Annotated in this window: 14 protein-coding genes; 12 read left to right on the plus strand and 2 right to left on the minus strand. The window is 65.4% G+C overall.

Translation table 11 applies throughout. The annotated features are described in order from the left end of the window. Window positions 1-50: 50 nt before the first annotated feature. The 12 genes from AC5Y5Z_RS00110 (at window position 51) to AC5Y5Z_RS00165 (ending at window position 12316) form a co-directional block, all read left to right on the plus strand. Window positions 51-818, plus strand: a complete 768-nt coding sequence (locus AC5Y5Z_RS00110; protein WP_499922657.1) for an MlaE family ABC transporter permease — start codon at window positions 51-53, stop codon at window positions 816-818. A gap of 16 nt (window positions 819-834) precedes the next feature. Next, on the plus strand, window positions 835-1686 hold the full coding sequence (locus tag AC5Y5Z_RS00115; RefSeq protein ID WP_499922659.1) for an MlaE family ABC transporter permease: 852 nt from the start codon (window positions 835-837) through the stop codon (window positions 1684-1686). A gap of 5 nt (window positions 1687-1691) precedes the next feature. After that, window positions 1692-2960: an MCE family protein gene (locus AC5Y5Z_RS00120; RefSeq protein ID WP_499922662.1), complete on the plus strand. Its 1269-nt coding sequence runs from the start codon at window positions 1692-1694 to the stop codon at window positions 2958-2960. Next, window positions 2957-3985, plus strand: a complete 1029-nt coding sequence (locus AC5Y5Z_RS00125) for an MCE family protein (RefSeq protein ID WP_499922665.1) — start codon at window positions 2957-2959, stop codon at window positions 3983-3985. The genes AC5Y5Z_RS00120 and AC5Y5Z_RS00125 overlap by 4 nt, the downstream gene beginning before the upstream one ends. Beyond that, a complete protein-coding gene (locus tag AC5Y5Z_RS00130; RefSeq protein ID WP_499922667.1) occupies window positions 3982-5145 on the plus strand; it encodes a virulence factor Mce family protein in 1164 nt (387 codons plus the stop codon). Before AC5Y5Z_RS00125 ends, AC5Y5Z_RS00130 begins: the two co-directional genes overlap by 4 nt. Beyond that, window positions 5142-6455, plus strand: coding sequence for an MCE family protein (locus tag AC5Y5Z_RS00135; protein WP_499922670.1), 1314 nt, complete (start codon window positions 5142-5144; stop codon window positions 6453-6455). The genes AC5Y5Z_RS00130 and AC5Y5Z_RS00135 overlap by 4 nt, the downstream gene beginning before the upstream one ends. 11 nt (window positions 6456-6466) lie before the next feature. Continuing rightward, a complete protein-coding gene (locus AC5Y5Z_RS00140; protein WP_499922672.1) occupies window positions 6467-7579 on the plus strand; it encodes an MCE family protein in 1113 nt (370 codons plus the stop codon). Beyond that, entirely contained in the window at window positions 7579-9048 is a 1470-nt protein-coding gene (locus AC5Y5Z_RS00145; protein WP_499922676.1) for an MCE family protein, read from the plus strand. Before AC5Y5Z_RS00140 ends, AC5Y5Z_RS00145 begins: the two co-directional genes overlap by 1 nt. An 11-nt stretch (window positions 9049-9059) precedes the next feature. Continuing rightward, entirely contained in the window at window positions 9060-9683 is a 624-nt protein-coding gene (locus AC5Y5Z_RS00150) for an Rv1363c family protein (protein ID WP_499922678.1), read from the plus strand. Then, window positions 9680-10297 (plus strand): hypothetical protein, encoded by a 618-nt coding sequence (locus AC5Y5Z_RS00155; RefSeq protein ID WP_499922679.1) that lies wholly within the window; start codon window positions 9680-9682, stop codon window positions 10295-10297. The genes AC5Y5Z_RS00150 and AC5Y5Z_RS00155 overlap by 4 nt, the downstream gene beginning before the upstream one ends. Next, entirely contained in the window at window positions 10294-10776 is a 483-nt protein-coding gene (locus AC5Y5Z_RS00160; RefSeq protein ID WP_499922681.1) for a CAP domain-containing protein, read from the plus strand. Before AC5Y5Z_RS00155 ends, AC5Y5Z_RS00160 begins: the two co-directional genes overlap by 4 nt. 151 nt (window positions 10777-10927) lie before the next feature. Next, window positions 10928-12316 carry an MBL fold metallo-hydrolase gene (locus AC5Y5Z_RS00165; RefSeq protein WP_499922682.1) on the plus strand — a complete coding sequence of 463 codons (1389 nt, stop codon included), beginning with the start codon at window positions 10928-10930 and terminating at the stop codon, window positions 12314-12316. Window positions 12317-12405: 89 nt separating this feature from the next. On the opposite strand, the gene AC5Y5Z_RS00170 is transcribed toward AC5Y5Z_RS00165, so the two are convergent. Continuing rightward, window positions 12406-12678 (minus strand): hypothetical protein, encoded by a 273-nt coding sequence (locus tag AC5Y5Z_RS00170; RefSeq protein ID WP_499922686.1) that lies wholly within the window; start codon window positions 12676-12678, stop codon window positions 12406-12408. Window positions 12679-12793: 115 nt separating this feature from the next. Beyond that, a complete protein-coding gene (locus tag AC5Y5Z_RS00175; protein ID WP_499922689.1) occupies window positions 12794-16855 on the minus strand; it encodes a bifunctional nitrate reductase/sulfite reductase flavoprotein subunit alpha in 4062 nt (1353 codons plus the stop codon). Between the last annotated feature and the right edge of the window lie 124 nt (window positions 16856-16979).

The following is a 16979-nucleotide window of genomic DNA, read 5'->3' on the forward strand; positions in this document are numbered from 1 at the left end:
GCGTAACCGCATGGACCGGATGCTCTGGTGGGTTGGGGGTGAGCCGAACGATGGACGCGGCAACCCTGGCTAAGCCGATGAACGCATTGGGCGGGTTCTTCTCGTTCTGCGCCGAGACATTTCTGGTGCTGGTCCGACGGCCATGGAACTGGCGCGAGATTCTGGAGCAGATCTGGTTCGTCGCCCGGGTGTCGATCTTTCCGACCATCATGTTGTCGATCCCGTACACGGTCCTCATCGTGTTCGTGCTGAATATCCTGCTCGTCGAGATCGGTGCCGGCGACCTTTCCGGCGCCGGTGCCGGGCTCGCCTCGGTGACCCAGGTGGGTCCGGTGGTCACCGCCATGGTCGTCTCCGGCGCCGGTTCGACCGCTATGTGCGCCGATCTGGGGGCCCGCAAGATTCGCGAGGAAATCGACGCGATGGCGGTGATCGGCGTCAACCCCATTCAGGCCCTGGTGGTTCCACGCCTGATCGCCGCGACTTTCGTTGCGGTGCTGCTGTTCTCATTGGTATCGGTTACCGGCCTGGTCGGCAGTTACATCTTCGTGGTGTACGTCCAGCACGTCACACCGGGGGCTTTCGTTGCCGGAATGACGCTGCTCGTCGGATTGCCACAGGTGGTCATCTCGCTGATCAAGGCGACGCTGTTCGGGATCTCCGCCGGTCTGATCGCTTGCTACAAGGGCCTTTCCGCCGGTGGCGGCCCGGCCGGTGTCGGCAGCGCCGTGAATGAAACCGTGGTGTTCTCCTTCATGGCACTGTTCTTCATCAACATCCTGACCACGGCGCTGGGTGTGAAAGTGACCGCCAAATGAGTCGGGTGTGGCGCCCATGAGCGACGCCGTGGTCGACGAACCGTCGCGGTTGAGTACAGCCGGTCACAGGACGGTGGCTGCCACCCGCAAGCTGGGGGAGCAGACCGCGTTCTACGGTCGGTCATTACTCAACATCGGCGAGGCGGTACGCCGATACCCCGGTGAACTGCTGCGGCTGATCGCCGAAATGGGCATGGGCACCGGCGCTTTGGCGGTGATCGGCGGCACCGTCGGGATCATCGGTTTCCTCACGCTGACCACCGGAGCACTGGTCGCGGTACAGGGTTACGACACGCTGTCCAACATCGGCGTCGAGGCGATGACCGGATTCCTCTCGGCGTTCCTGAACGTCCGGATGATCGCGCCGTGCACGGCCGGCCTGGCACTGGCGGCCACCATCGGCGCCGGCGCCACGGCGCAACTGGGTGCCATGCGGATCAACGAGGAGATCGACGCGCTCGAGGTGATGGGCATCCGCGCGATCACCTACCTGGCCTCCACCCGGATCATCGCCGGTGTGCTGGTGGTGATCCCGCTCTATGCCGTCGCCGTGCTGATGTCATTCATCGCCGCCAAGTTCCTCACCATCTCCGTGTACGGCCAGTCCCGTGGCGTCTACGAGCACTACTTCGCCACCTTCCTGCATCCCAACGATCTGCTGTGGTCGTTCCTGTCGGCGCTGACGATGGCCACCGGCGTGATGGTGGTCCACACCTACTACGGGTTCACCGCGACCGGTGGGCCGGCCGGGGTCGGCGAGGCGGTGGGCCGGTCGGTGCGGTCGTCGATGATCGTGACCGCCTTTGTGTGCCTGATGATTTCGCTGTCGGTATACGGGCAGCACGGCAATTTCAACCTGTCGGGTTAGCCGGTATGAGCGACGAGAAGTATCGAGGAGCCTTCCGGGCCAACCGGGTCCGCACCAGCCGGATCGACCCGATCTGGTACGCGCCGACCCTGTTTCTGGTGGTGGCTGGTCTGGTGGTGATGACGACCGGCATGTTCGCCGGCAAGTTCGACGAATCGATCCCCCTGACCCTGGTCTCGGACCGCGCGGGACTGGTGATGGAACAGCGCGCCAAAGTCAAGTTCCGCGGAGTGCAGGTCGGGCAGGTCGAGTCGATCGGCACCGACGTCAAAGTCGCCGAGCTGAAGCTGAAGATGCAACCGGACGCGTTCAGGTATCTGCCCAGCAACGTCGAGGCCGAGATCAAGTCGACCACCGCGTTCGGTTCCAAGTACGTCGACCTGACCGCGCCCGGGCGGCCCAGTCCCGCAGCCCTCAAACCCGGTGCCGTGCTGCACTCACGGAATGTGACCGTCGAGGTGAACACCGTCTTCGAGAATCTCCAATCCCTGGTTCAGGCAATCGATCCCGCCAAACTGAACGCGATCCTGTCGGCCTTCGCGCAATCGGTGCGCGGTAAGGGCGACCGGATCGGGCAGGCCATCACCGACGCCAACAACGTGCTGCTCGCCGTGAATCCCCGACTGGACACCATCCACCGGAACTGGAAGCTGTTCGGCCAGGCCGCGGCCACGTATTCCACTGCGGCGCAGGATATTCTGTCGATCCTGGACTCGGTGACGACCACCAGCGTCACCCTCACCGAGAACCAGCAGTCGCTGGACGCCATGCTGATGTCAGCCATCGGTTTCAGCCGGACCGGTATCAGCGTCATCGGCCGCACCGAATCCGACATCGTACGAGCCATCAATCTGCTCGACCCGACCACACGACTGCTGGACATGTATTCCCCGACCTACACCTGCCTGTTCCAGGGCGCGCAGTGGTACGTGGAGCACGGCGGCCGGGACACGTTGGGCGGCAACGGATATTCGTTCATCATGGACGCCGGACTGCTGTTCGGCGACGACCCGTACCGGTACCCGAAGCACCTGCCGAAAGTCAATGCCACCGGCGGCCCCGGCGGCAGGCCGAGTTGCGGTTCGCTGCCGGACCCGAGTGCCAACTACCCGGTGCGCGCGCTGGTCACCGACACCGGCTGGGGTACCGAGCCCAACGAGATCCGCACCAACCTGGCGGTCGGTAATCCCTGGTGGTCCAACTACTTCCCGACGACCAAGAACCCGCCTGAGCCGCCGCGCTACTTCTACCGCGGGGGGCAGCCGCCGCCATGAGACGAAGCATGCCGAGCATCATCATCCGGGTCGCGCTGTTCACAGCGGTGTGCCTGGTCTTCACCTTCGGGTTGGTCACGGTCTTCGGGCAGTTCCGATTCGAGGACCGCACCGACTACCACGCGGTCTTCACCAACATCTCGGGGCTGAAGTCCGGCAACTTCGTCCGCATCGCCGGTGCCGAAGTCGGCAAGGTCGGCGACATCACCCTGCACCGCGACGGCACGGTCAGTATCGACTTCGCGATTGACAAGGGTTTGCGACTGACCGAGGGTACCCGCGCGGTGGTGCGCTACGAGAACCTGATCGGTGACCGCTTCCTGGCTCTGGAAGAAAGCTCCGGATCGCCGCACCGGCTGCCCGCGGGCGCGACGATCCCGCTGGCGCGGACATCGCCGGCCCTGGATGTCGACGTGCTGATCGGCGGTTTCCGCCCGTTGTTCCGCGCGCTGGACCCCGACCAGGTCAACGCGCTGTCCGGGCAGTTGCTGCGGATCTTCCAGGGCCAGGGCGGCACGCTGTCCTCGGTGCTGGCCCAGACCGCGACGTTGACGTCGACCCTGGCCGGGCGCAGCGAGTTGATCGGCGAGCTGATCACCAACCTGAACACCGTGCTGCACACCTTCGCCGCCCGCGATCACGAATTCGCCGACGGATTGGACAAATTGGCCGAGTTCGTCAAGGGCCTGGCGCAACGCAAGGACGACATCTCCGCCGGCCTGGCCTACGTCAATGCCGCCGCCGGCTCCATCGCCGACCTGCTGGTGCAGGCTCGGCAACCGATCAAGAACGTGGTGCACGAAACCGACCGGATGGCGACCCAGGTGATGGCCGACCGCGACTACGTCGACCACCTGATCCACACCCTGCCCGACGTCTACCAGGTGCTGTCCCGGCAGGGCCTCAACGGCGACTACTTCGGCTTCTACTTCTGCGAGGTGCTGCTCAAACTGAACGGCAAGGGGGGCAACCCCATCTACGTCAAGCTGGTGGGTCAGCCCTCCGGACGGTGCACGCCGCAATGAGTCGATTCCGCGGCAAGCCGGGCAAGAACCGCAGTCCCTTCCTGTTGGGAGTGATGGGCACGGTCATCATGACGTTGGTGGTGGTCGTCGCATTCCAGTACAACAAGCTGCCCTTCGTCAACGGCTACGACAACTATGCGGCCTATTTCTCCGAAGCCGGTGGCATCAAACCCGCTAACCAGGTGCGTGTTTCGGGTGTGGGAGTCGGTCGGGTGTCCGATGTGAGTCTGGAGGGCACCAAAGTCCGGGTCGGCTTCACCGTCCGCAAGAGCGTCGAGTTGGGCGAGCGGACCGAAGCGGCGATCAAGACCGAGACGATTCTGGGTTCCAAGATGCTCGAGCTGACCCCGCGCGGGCAGGGCCGGCTGCGGATCACCATTCCGCTGGAACGCACCACCTCGCCCTACGATTTGCCGGACGCACTGGGCGACTTGACAACTCAGATCAGCGGCCTCAACACCACCCAATTATCCTCAGCCCTCACGACTTTGGCCGACACGTTCCACGACACACCACCCAATCTGCGGCCGGCGCTGGACGGGGTCGCCCGGTTCTCCGACACCCTGAACAACCGCGACGCACAGCTGCGCAGCCTGCTGACCAACGCCAACAGCGTTGCCGGCGTGTTGGGTCGGCGCAGCCAGCAGATCGCCGGCCTGGTGTCCAATTCCAACGCGTTGCTGGCGGCGCTGCTACAGGAACGCAGTTCCATCGACGCACTGATGAACAACCTCACCGCGGTGTCCCACCAGATTTCGGGGCTGGTCGATGACAACCGCACCCAGCTCAAGCCGGCTCTCGACAAGCTCAACGGCGTGCTCGAAATCCTGGACAACCGCAAGGAAGACATCCAGCGGACACTGCCGAAGTTCAAGCGGTACGCCATGTCCTTCGGCGAGGTGCTCGGGTCCGGTCCGTTCTTCAAAGCCTATGTGGCCAACCTGGTTCCCGGCCAACTCAGCGGACCGATCCTCGACTCGCGCATGTATGACCGGTATCTGGACCCCAACCAGCATCTGCCGTCCGAATCGGTGGACCCGCCGATCGGATCCCCGCCGGTCCCACCCGAAGCCGCACCGACACCGCTGTGGTCGCAACCACCGTCGCCCGGACCCGCACCGGGGCCGCCGCCGGAGCCCGCGGGAACGGGGGGCCCGTGAACGTCAGCCCCACCGCACGGAAAACGCTGCGGGCCGCAGCCGCTCTCAGTTTGGTGGTCACCCTGGTCTTCTCGTTGTTCCTGGTCGGCAAGCAGCTGTGGAAAGAGGTCGACAAGAACACGTACTCCGCGTATTTCGTCAACGCCAACGGTCTATTCGTCGGCGACGAAATCCGGATCCTGGGCGTCGCCGTCGGGACCGTCGACAAGATCGAGCCGCAACCGGCCAGCTCCAAGGTGACATTCTCCGTCGACAAGAAGTATCCGATTCCCGCCGCGGCCCGCGCCGCGATCCTGTCCCCGTCGTTGGTGACCTCACGCGCTGTGCAACTGGTCCCGGTCTACAACGGCGGCCCCAAACTCGCTGCCGGAGCAATCATTCCGCTGAGCCGCACCGCGGTACCGGTGGAGTGGGACGACTTCCGCAAGCAGTTGGAGAAGCTGACCGAGTCCCTGCAACCGGCGACACCGGGCGGGGTGAACTCGCTGGGCGAATTCATCAACTCGGCCGCGGACAACCTGCGGGGTGAGGGCGACACGGCTCGCGACACCATCATCAAACTCTCCGCGGCACTTTCGGCGCTCGGTGATCACGCCGACGACATTTTCAGCACGGTGCGCAACCTGCAGCTGCTGGTCTCGGCGCTGTACTCCAGCAGCGACCTGCTGGCCGCGTTCAACCAGAACCTGGCCAGCGTGACCACCATTCTGTCCAACTCGCCCAACGAGATCGCCAATGCGGTGCAGGGTCTGGACGCGGCGCTGGTGGACCTGCGCGGATTCCTTGCCGAGAACCGGGAATCCATCGGTGTCACGGTCGACCGGTTCACTTCCATCACCACTGCACTCAACGACAGCCGTGCCGACATCAAGCAGATCCTGCATGTGGTGCCGACGGTGTTCCAGAACTTCATGAACATCTACCAACCAGCGCAGGGCGCCATGACCGGCATCATCGCGCTGAACAACTTCGCCGATATCCCGCAATGGATTTGCAGCTCGATCGAAGCGGCCTCGCGGCGCGGATTGGACCGGGTTTCCAAGCTCTGCCTGCAATATGTCGAGCCGATCATCAAAAACCGCATCTATAACTACGTGCCCGTCGGGCTCAACCCGTTCGTCGGACCGCAGGCCCGCCCGGGCGAGATCACCTACAGCGAGGACAGATTGCGCCCCGGCGCCCTGCCACCGCCAGAGGCGGCCCCGCTGCCGGCCGAGCAGCCGGCGCCGGCAGCGGCGCCCGGGCCCACCGTGGTCGATCCAAAGCTGGGCCTGCCGGGCCTGATGGTCCCCCAGGGGCCGTCCTCATGATTGGGCGGCAGATGATCACGGCTGCGGTCAGTGTCGCCTGCATGACGGTCCTCGGTGGGTGTGACTGGCACGGCCTGAATTCGCTCACGCTGCCCGGCACGTCCGGTGGCGGCGCGGGCTCCTACACGGTCCAAGCCCAGTTACCCGATGTGGTGAATATCCAAGAGAACACCCGGGTCCGGGTCGATGACGTCAACATCGGCAATGTCACCAAGATCGAGGTCCAGGACTGGCACGCGTTGGTCACCATGCGGATCAACGGCGACGTCCAGCTGCCCGCCAACGCCACCGCCAAGATCGGTCAGACCAGCTTGCTCGGGTCCATGCACATCGAGCTCGCCCCGCCCAGGGACGAGCCGCCGGTCGGACAGCTGCGAAACGGATCGGTCATCCCGCTGGCACACGCGAGCATGTATCCGACCACCGAGCAAACCCTGGCGTCGGTGTCCGTGCTGCTCAACGGCGGTGGCCTGGCTCAGCTGCAGGAGATCACCCAGGCGGTCGCCAAGGCTTTCGCCGGACGCGAAAACGACATGCGCAGCCTGCTGCGGCAACTCGACGAGTTCATCGCCGGCACCAATAAGCAGACCGACGACATCATCGCTGCCGCTGAGAATCTCAACTCGTTGGCCGGTCAGTTCGCCGCCAAGGACGCGGTTGTCGACCGGGCGCTGCTGACGGTGCCCAAAGCTCTCGCGGTCCTGGCCGACGAGCGCACCCAGATCGCCGACGCCATCGACCAGCTCGGCAAATTCAGCGCGATCGCCGCGGACACCGTCCGCCAGAGCAAAGCATCGTTGGTGAACAACCTGCGTCAGATCGCCCCGGTGCTGCGCAGGCTCGCCGACGCGGGACCGTCGCTCACCAAGGGACTGGACGGATTGGCGACCTACCCGTGGCCGACGTCGACGGTGACCAACTGGTTTCGCGGTGACTACGCGAACCTCACCATGATCGTCGATCTCACGTTGAGCCGCATCGACACCGGGATATTCACCGGCTCCCGGTGGGAAGGCAATCTGACCCAACTCGAACTGCAGTGGGGACGCACCATCGGCATGCAGCCGAGCCCGGCCACCGGCGGGAACCCGCTGACCTTCCCTTACCACTTCGAGGGATACTGATGCTGCGCCTGAACGGCAAGACCTGGATCCAATTGGCAGTACTGTCGGTGGTGACGCTGATCTCCTGTGGCTCAATGGCTTTCAACTACATGAAGCTTCCTGAGACGCTGTTCGGAATCGGCGAATACAGCGTCACCGTCGACCTGCCGCAGTCGGGCGGGTTGTACGAGAACTCCGTGGTCACCTATCGCGGCACCGACGTCGGTCAGGTGCGGTCGGTCAGTGTCACCGCCGAGGGGGTGCGCGCGGTGCTGGCCATGCGGTCCGGCGTCATGGTGCCCGCTCACGTGCAGGCATCGGTGCACAGCCGGTCGGCGATCGGGGAGCAGTACATCGAACTGACCCCGCAGCCCGGTGGGGACGGCCGACAGTCAAGGTCGCTGAGGGCCGGTGACGTCATCCCGGCCGGACAGGTCGATGTGCCGGTCGACATCGGGCGGCTGCTCGACATGACCAACCGTGCGCTGCAAGCGATTCCGCGCAACAATCTGCGCACCGTGATGGACGAGGCCAATCGTGCGGTGGGCGGGATGGGACCCGAGCTGTCCCGGATCGTGGACGGGTCAACGGCATTGGCGAACGCCGGCGGCCGCACCGTCGACCCGCTGGCCACCCTGATCGACCAGGCCCCGCCGGTGTTGAACTCCCAAGTGCAGACGTCGGATGCGATAGCCACCTGGGCCCGTCGAACGGCAGCCATCACCGCGCAGTTCCAGGCGCAGGATGCGGCTCTGCGAGACCTGTTGGCGCAGGGCAGTTCCGGGCTGGAGGAGGGCCGTGCGCTGTTCGATCGGGTCGCGCCCGCGGTACCGGTGCTGTTTGCCAACCTGGTGAGCCTGGGTGACATCGCCTTCGTCTACCGGCACGACATCGAACAGATCCTGGTGTTGCTGCCGCAGGGCATCGCGGTGATGGCGGGCTCGCTGGTGCCCAACGTCGGCACCAAGCAGGACTACAAGGGCTTCTACCTGGATTTCAACCTCAACATGAACCTGCCGCCGCCCTGCACCACCGGCTTCCTGCCGCCCACGCAGCGGCGTTCACCGGCCAGTGTGGATGCCCCGGACCGGCCGGCGGCCGAACTGTATTGCCGACTGCCGCAGGATTCCGAACTCAATGTTCGTGGCGCGCGCAATATTCCGTGTGAGACCAAGCCGTGGAAACGTGCCCCGACCGTCGAGTTGTGCGAGAGCGACGAGGAGTACGTGCCGCTCAACGAGGGCTACCACTGGAAGGGCGACCCCAACGCCACCACCACCGGCCAGGGTGTCCCGCAGTACCCGCCCGGACAGGATCCGCGGCTGCCGCCGCCGCGCGGTACCGCGCCGCCGCCCCCGCCGATCGCGGTCGCCACCTACGACCCGGCCACGGGTGAGTATGTGGGGCCCGACGGGCGTCGTTACACCGAGGCCGATTTGGCGCACCCGCGTGCCAAGAACTGGCAGTCACTGCTGGTGCCGTCACCGTAGTTAGGAGCAACATGGCTGAGCAGCCCGAAGAGCAGAAGGTCAGCTTGTCGAAAGAAGCTGATGTCGTCAACGAGACAGATGTCGACGACGGCGTGGCGGAGGAGGCTGTCGACGACCGCGCGAGACCACTCCGGTTGCGCAACCCGTTCGGGCGCCTTTCCCGGGTCGGGCGTGCGCTGGTGGCCGCCGCGCTGGTCGTGGCCGCGCTCACCGGATTGACCGGTTGGCTGGGCTACCGCGACTACGCGCAGCACCGGGCGCAGGCCCAGCGTGAGCTGTTCATCCGGGCCGCACGGCAGGGCGCGGTGAATCTCACCACGTTGGACTACACGCAGATCGACACCGACGTGCAGCGCATCATCGACCTGGCCACCGGGGCGTTCCGGGACGATTTCGAGCGTCGCGCCAAGCCGTTCGTGGAACTGGTCAAAGTGGCGCAGTCGAAGTCGGAAGGCACGGTCACCGATGCCGGGCTGGAATCCCAGCGCGGTGACTCAGCGCAGGTGCTGGTGGCGGTCGCGGTGAAATCGCGGACCGCGGCCGGCGAGGAGGCGCCCCGGGAATGGCGGATGCGCATCGAAGTCCAGGCCGTCGGTGACGAAGCCAAGATGTCGAACGTGGTGTTTGTGCCATGACGACACTGAGCGAGCGGATCGTCGAAGCAACTCCCGCAGACGAGGAATCGCTAAACGACGACACCACACCGGAACCCGACGACAACGACGCGGCCGAGCCGACCGCCGAGTTGGAGCCTGCAAGGACCTTGGTCCCGTGGTTGCGGCTGCTGGCCTTTGCGGTACTACCCGGCATCGCACTGCTGCTCGCGGCGGCCGCGGGTTACTTCAAATGGGATGCTTCGAACACGGACGTGGGCCAGGCCGGAACCGAGTCGGTGCGGGTCGCCAGCGACGACGCGGTGGCCATGCTGTCCTATACCCCCGAGTCAGCGGATAAAGATCTCACTGCCGCCCGGGAACGGTTAACCGGCGAGTTCAAGGACGCCTACACCGCGCTGACCCGCCAGGTCGTCATCCCCGGCGCGAGAGAGAAGCGCATCGCCGCGGCCGCGAAAGTCAGCGCGGCGTCCTCGGTGTCGGCGAGCGCAAACCACGCCGTCGTGCTGTTGTTCGTCAACCAGACCGTCACCATCGGCGACGGCGGCACCCCCACCGATACCCAGCCGGTGATCCGGGTGGTGCTGGATAAGGTCGACGGCCGCTGGCTCGTGTCACATTTCGACCCGGTATGAACCGGCTGCACGCCCCGGCGGTTGCCGGCCTCATCCTGCTGGTGACGGCCCCCAGCGCCGTCGCAGATAACAAGCGGCTCAACGACAGTGTCGTCTCCGGGGTGTACACGGCTCAGCATCAGGCGGGTTGCACCAACGATGTGAACATGAACAACTCGTTGTATCTGGCCGCCCAATGGCACGCCGACGACCTGATCAACGACCGAAACATCAACGCCGACATCGGGTCTGACGGATCGACGGCACAGTCCCGGGCCGCCGCGGCGGGCTTTCGCGGCAAGGTGGCCGAAACCGTCGCGATCAACCCGGCGTTGGCCATCAGCAGCCTCGAGGTGTTCCACCAATGGTTCGACAACCCGGACTATGTGGCGATCATGCGCGATTGCGCCAATACCGCGATGGGGGTGTGGTCCAACAACAGCCTGGACCGCAGCGTGGTTGTCGCGCTGTACGGGCAGCCCGAACCGCGAGGCCGATGACTTCGGCTCACCGCGATTCCAGTCACCGTGTGCTGCGCGAACGGGGTGAACGTCCCGGGTTCGGCGTGATCGTCGTGGCCCGGGGTTACGGCGCCGCGCCGCGGGGGAACCCTGCGTTAAATCTGCCTCAAGGGCTCAGGAGGAAGACTCGATGATCTTCACACAGCACTATCTGGAATGCCTTTCGCAGGCTTCGTACTTCATCGGCGACGAAAGCTCGGGACGTGCCGTGGTTGTCGATCCCCGCCGCGACATCGACGAATACCTGCAGGAAGCCGCCGAACACGGCCTGACGATCGAACGGGTGATTGAAACCCACATCCACGCCGACTTCCTCAGCGGCCACTTGGAACTCGCGGCCGCGACCGGGGCCGTGATCTCCTACGGCAAGGACGCCCGGGTCGAGTTCCCGGTCGAGCCGCTGCACGACGGGCAGCGAATCTCGTTAGGCGAAGTCACTTTCGAGATCTTGGCGACCCCGGGTCACACCCCGGAGTCGATTTCCGTCGTGGTCTACGAGCACCCGGACGACGAGGTGCCTTATGGGGTGTGCACCGGCGACGCGCTCTTTGTCGGCGACGTCGGAAGGCCGGATCTGCTTGCCGATGAAGGCATTTCAGCCGAGGACCTGGCCCGCACACTCTACGAGACGCTGCACGGCAAGCTGCTCACGCTGCCCGACGCCACCCGCGTATTTCCCGCGCACGGGGCCGGGTCGACGTGCGGCAAGCAGCTTTCCAGCGAAACTTACTCCACGATCGGCGAACAGCGGGAGACCAACTACGCGGCCAAGATCGACAACGTAGCCGAGTTCGTCGCATCGCTGACCTCGGATCAGGCGACCCAACCGCGCTACTTCGAATACGACTCGCACCGCAACCGAGAGCGGCGCCCACTGCTCAACGACGGCCCGCCGAACGTGTTCGGCATCGACATCGTGGAAAAACACGCGGCGGCAGGCGTGACGTTGCTGGACAGCCGCGAGCCCGAGGACTTCGCGGCCGGTCACCTTCGCGGTGCCATCAACGTCAGCCTGGCCGGGCGGTTCGCCGAATGGGCCGGCGGCGCAGTGGAAATCGACCGCGACATTGTCTTAGTAGGCGATCCGGAGAAAGCGGGGGAGTCCCGGCTCCGCCTGGCGCGGGTGGGGCTGGACCGCGTGCTGGGTCAATTGGACGACCTGTCGGCGGTGTCCGACGAGCGCCCGGAGCTGATCGCGACCACCCGCCGCTACCGCGCCGTTGAGCTGGAGCAACGGCGCGACTCGACTCCGAACCTGCAGATCGTCGACGTGCGCGGCAAAGCCGAGGTCGAGGACGGCGTGGTGCCGGGCGCCCGCCACGTCCCGCTGCCCGCGCTGGTCGATTCCCTCGACGAGTTCGACAAGTCCGCTCCGGTGGTGACCTACTGCGCCAGCGGCACCCGTTCGATGATTGCGGCCAGCCTGTTCCAGGCGGCGGGTTTCGACGTCGCGGATCTGCTCGGTGGATTCGGCGCCTGGGCGGATGAGGACCTGCCGGTGGCGGACGCCGAAAATTAGTGCGCCTGAGTCACATCCGTCTCGTCTTTCACAGCCGTAACCCGAAGGTGGCTGTGGGATCTTCCCGGAGTTGGTAGCACCGGCGCGCGCTACATGGCTGCGGCGTCGGCCCGCCCGTAGCCCGACATCTCGCAGACGCAGTCCTGCGTGACGTCGGCGGACGCGCGGCGCAGCAGCGTGCCACGCCGAAACTTCAGGTGCTGCGCATAAACCTTATCCCGCTGGCTCGGCGAGAACGCGAAGTCCAGATTGACCGGCAGTCCAGCCCAATCGACCTGGTCAGCGGGGGCGTCATCGTTGCGCGCACCGCAGTGCAGCGGACATGACGCACCGTTTTTCGGACCATTCGAATCCCGACCCACGTCTGCGACCCTCCCTTGAGTGCGCGAACTCCTGGGTGAAATGGTGCGACTCCGATGTTTCAGCTACGGCCTCGTGACGTTTCCGTCAAATTACGGAGTTACCCAGAATCGCGTGTCAGTACACGTCGCGGTGGTAGCGCCTGTCAGTTCGCAGCGAACCGACGAAGGCCCGGGCGTCTTCGATACAGAGGTTGCCGTGCTCGGCAGCGATGTCGCAGATGGCCTGGTCCACGTCTTTCGCCATCGGATCGGCGCTGCCGCAGACGTACAGCTGGGCCCCGTCCTGCAACCATCGCCACAGTTGCGCACCCCGCTTGCGCATCAGGTGCTGGACGTACACCTTCTCGCGCTGGTCGCGGGAAAACGCCAGGTCCAGCTCGGTGAGCAAACCGTCGGCATGCATCGCCTGGATCTCGTCGCGGTAGTAGAAATCAGTGGCGGCATGCTGCTCGCCGAAGAACAGCCAGTTAGGACCGCTGTGGCCGAGCGCGCGCCGTTCCTGCAGAAATCCGCGAAACGGAGCGATCCCGGTGCCGGGGCCCACCATGATCATCGGGGTCTGCGGGTCGCTCGGCGGCCGGAAGTTCTTCGATGTCCGCACATACACCGCGATCCGGTCACTGGGGGAGCGGTCGGCCAGATACGTCGAGCACACTCCGCGCCGCGGCACGCCCGCAAAGTTGTAGCGCACCGGCGCCACCGTCAGGTGCACCTCGCCCGGATGCTCTTTGGGACTGGACGAGATCGAATACAGCCGCGGCTGCAGGGGCTTGAGGATGTCGAGCCATTCCTCGGCGGAGGCGGTGACGGGCGCCCAGGCGAGCAGATCGACCGACTGGCGTCCCCAGGACCAATCTGCCAGTGCGCCTTTGTTTTCCGGCTTCATCAACGCGGCGAGCTGCATGGCCGCACCCGAATCCGCGGTGCGCTCGCACACGAAGCGCAGCAGGTCCGGGCTGATGTGGGCGATCTCGAACCGGTCGGTCAGGGCGGCACGCAACGACATCGAACCGTGTTGGGCGACCTGCACTTCAGTGTGTCCGTCGAGGCCGGTGACGGTCAGCCATTCGTCGACGAATGCGTCGCTGTTGTGCGGCCACACACCCAGCGCATCACCCGCCTCGTAGCACACCGTTCCCTCGGGGACGTGAAAAACCAACTGGCGCACATCTTTTGCCGACTCCGGCCGACTCAGCGTGGTGTTGCGGATGAGATCGGTAACCAACGGCTGCTTCTTGGAGTACTTCGTGGCGGCTCGCACCGCAACGGTCGGTGTGCGGGCGAAGGACCCCAGGATGTCGGTCACCCAGCGCGCGGCGGCGTCCTCGTAGTCGGGTTCGCAATCGACGCGGTCGATGATGCGGGTCGCGCCCAGTTCGGCGAGTCGGGCGTCGAGTTTGCGACCGTGCCCGCAGAAGTCGTCGTAGTTGGAATCACCGAGCGCCAGCACGGCGTATCGGGTGTCGGGCAGGCGGGGGGCGTCCGGTGCGGTCAGCGCCTGCCAGAACTCCGCGCCGTTGTCCGGCGGGTCGCCGTCACCAGTCGTGCTGGTGATCACCAGCAGTTCAGGGGTGGACGCCAGGTCCCCGGTGGGGAAGTCATCCATGCCGCGCAGCTCAATCGACATCCCAGCGGCACGCAACCGCCCGGCGATGTCGGCAGCGAGTTCCTCGGCGTTGCCGGTCTGCGAAGCCCACAGCAGCACGGTCCGGGACCCGGCCGACGGTGACTGCGGCGACCACATGCCCGCCAGCACGCCGTTCACCCACATCCGGGCACGGTCGTCGAACGGTGCGCTGTCGGGCAGCGTGGGCGGTTGAACTGTCGGAGTGCCTTTCGTGCCCAGCCCGGTCAGCAGCCCGGCGAGGTAGGCGCGACCATGCGCGTCGAACTCGGGTATCGCCTCGGCCGCCACGCCGAGAAACTCGGCGATGGCGTCGATCTGGGCCAGACCGCTACGCGGGACGCGGTAGAGCTCGTCGACCGGGTCGCCCTGCACGGCGGCCACCTTGGTCAGGTTTACCGCGCAGGCCTTGTACTCCGGTTGGCGCGATACCGGGTCGACGGCGTCGTTGGTGACCGCGTTGATCGAGAGGTACTCGCCGAACACGTCGTTCCAGTGGAACGGCGCGAAGCAGTTGCCGGGCAGTACGCGGTCGGTGACCACGGCGGGCAGTACGGCGCGGCCCCGGCGCGACGCCACCTCGACGCGGTCGCCGTCGCAGATCTGCAACCGGTCGGCGTCGTCGGGGTGAAGTTCGACGAAGGGGCCGGGGTTCAGCTTGTTCAGCTTTGCGACCTTGCCGGTCTTGGTCATCGTGTGCCACTGGTGCGCCAGGCGGCCGGTGTTGAGCAGCAGCGGATAATCGGCGTCGGGCATTTCTTCAGGCAGCAGGTGCGGGCGGGCGAAGAACACCGCCCGGCCGTCCGCAGTCGGGAAGGTCAGCCGGGGCTGGTGACCGTCGTCACGGACGCGGCGGTCTTGGCTGACGCCGTCGTTAAGGTAGCGGATCGGATTGCGGTCCGCGGTGCTCCCGGGTGGGCATGGCCACTGCACCGGGGTGGTCCGCAGTCGCTGGTAGCTGACACCGCGAAGGTCGTAGCCGGTCCTGGGATTCCAGAACTGCTTGATCTCCTCGAAAACATCTTCGGCCGAGGCGTAGGTGAAGGAGTCGGCAAAGCCCATCGCACCGGCGATTCGGGCGATCAGCTGCCAATCCGGCAGTGCCTGGCCCGGCGGTTGCACGGCCGCCTCGAACAAGGTCAGGTTGCGCTCGGAGTTGACCATCACCCCGTCGGACTCGGTCCACAACGTGGCCGGCAGCACGATGTCGGCGTACTCGTTGGTCTCGGTCTCCAGGAATGCGTCCTGGGTGATCACCAATTCGGCTTTCTCCAGACCGGCCAGCACGGTCTTTCGATTGGCCACGGTGGCAACGGGATTGGTGCAGATGATCCAGCAGGCCTTGATCTGACCGTCGGCCATCCGGGAGAACATGTCGATCACCCCGTCGCTGACATCGGTACGCAGCGAGCCGTGCGGGATGCCCCACAGATCCTCGGTGAACTCTCGGTCCTCGGCGCAGGTCACCGACCGCTGCCCGGGCAATCCTGGTCCCATATAACCCATTTCGCGTCCGCCCATGGCGTTGGGCTGCCCGGTCAGGGAGAATGGGCCACTGCCGGTCTTGCAGATCGCGCCGGTGGCCAGGTGCAGATTGCAGATCGCGTTGGTGTTCCAGGTGCCGTGGGTGCTCTGGTTGACGCCCATCGTCCAACAGGTGACCCAGTTGGCGGCTTCCCCGATCCAGCGGGCCGCCGTGCGGATGTCTTCGGCTGGGATGCCGGTGGTTTCGCTGACCGCGTCGACGGTGAACTGTTTCAGGAAGCCGGGCATCACCTCCCACCCGGTGGTGAACTCAGCGATGAAATCGTCGTCGGTGTGCCCATTTTCGACGATCAGTTGCAGTAAACCGTTGAGCAGCGCGAGATCTGTGCCCGGCGCGATCTGCAGGAACAGGTCGGCCTTGGCGGCGGTGGCGGTGCGGCGGGGGTCGACGACGACCAGTTTGGCGCCCGCCTTGACCCGATCCATCATGCGCAGGAACAGGATCGGGTGGCAGTCGGCCATGTTGGATCCGATGACGAAGAACACGTCGGCGTGGTCGAGATCCTGGTAGGAGCCCGGCGGTCCGTCCGCGCCCAGCGACAGCTTGTAGCCCGAACTGGCCCCGGCCATGCACAGCCGCGAGTTGGATTCGATCTGGTTGGTGCCGATGAAGCCCTTGGTCAGCTTGTTCGCCAGGTACTGCGCCTCCAGCGACAGCTGGCCGGACACGTACAGCGCGACGGCATCCGGGCCGTGCTCGTCGATGACGGCGCGCAGTCGCTGCGCGGCCGCGGTGATCGCGGTGTCGGTGTCCACTGCTTCCAGTGGTTGCCCCCGGTCGGTCCTGGTATACGCCCACTCTGTGCGACCCGGCGCGGTCATCAGGTCAGCGGTGGTCTTGCCTTTGGTGCACAGCCGGCCGAAGTTTGCCGGATGATCTTGACGCCCAACTGATTTCACGATGTGACGACGGCCGCTTTCGGGGTCCGTGGTGATCTGCAACACGAGTCCGCAGCCGACACCGCAGTACGCGCACATGGTGTGCACGGTGTCCTGCTCGGACTGCATAGTGCCCTCGTCCTCCCCGGATGGTGCAGCGGAATATGTGCAAAATCGTGCTACGACGATGTTTCGCTTCGACGCATCCGAGGTTTCCGCCGCTTTACGGAGATCTCGCAACCCGCTGCACCGC

The sequence above is a fragment of the Mycobacterium sp. NGS29 genome, assembly GCF_059812965.1.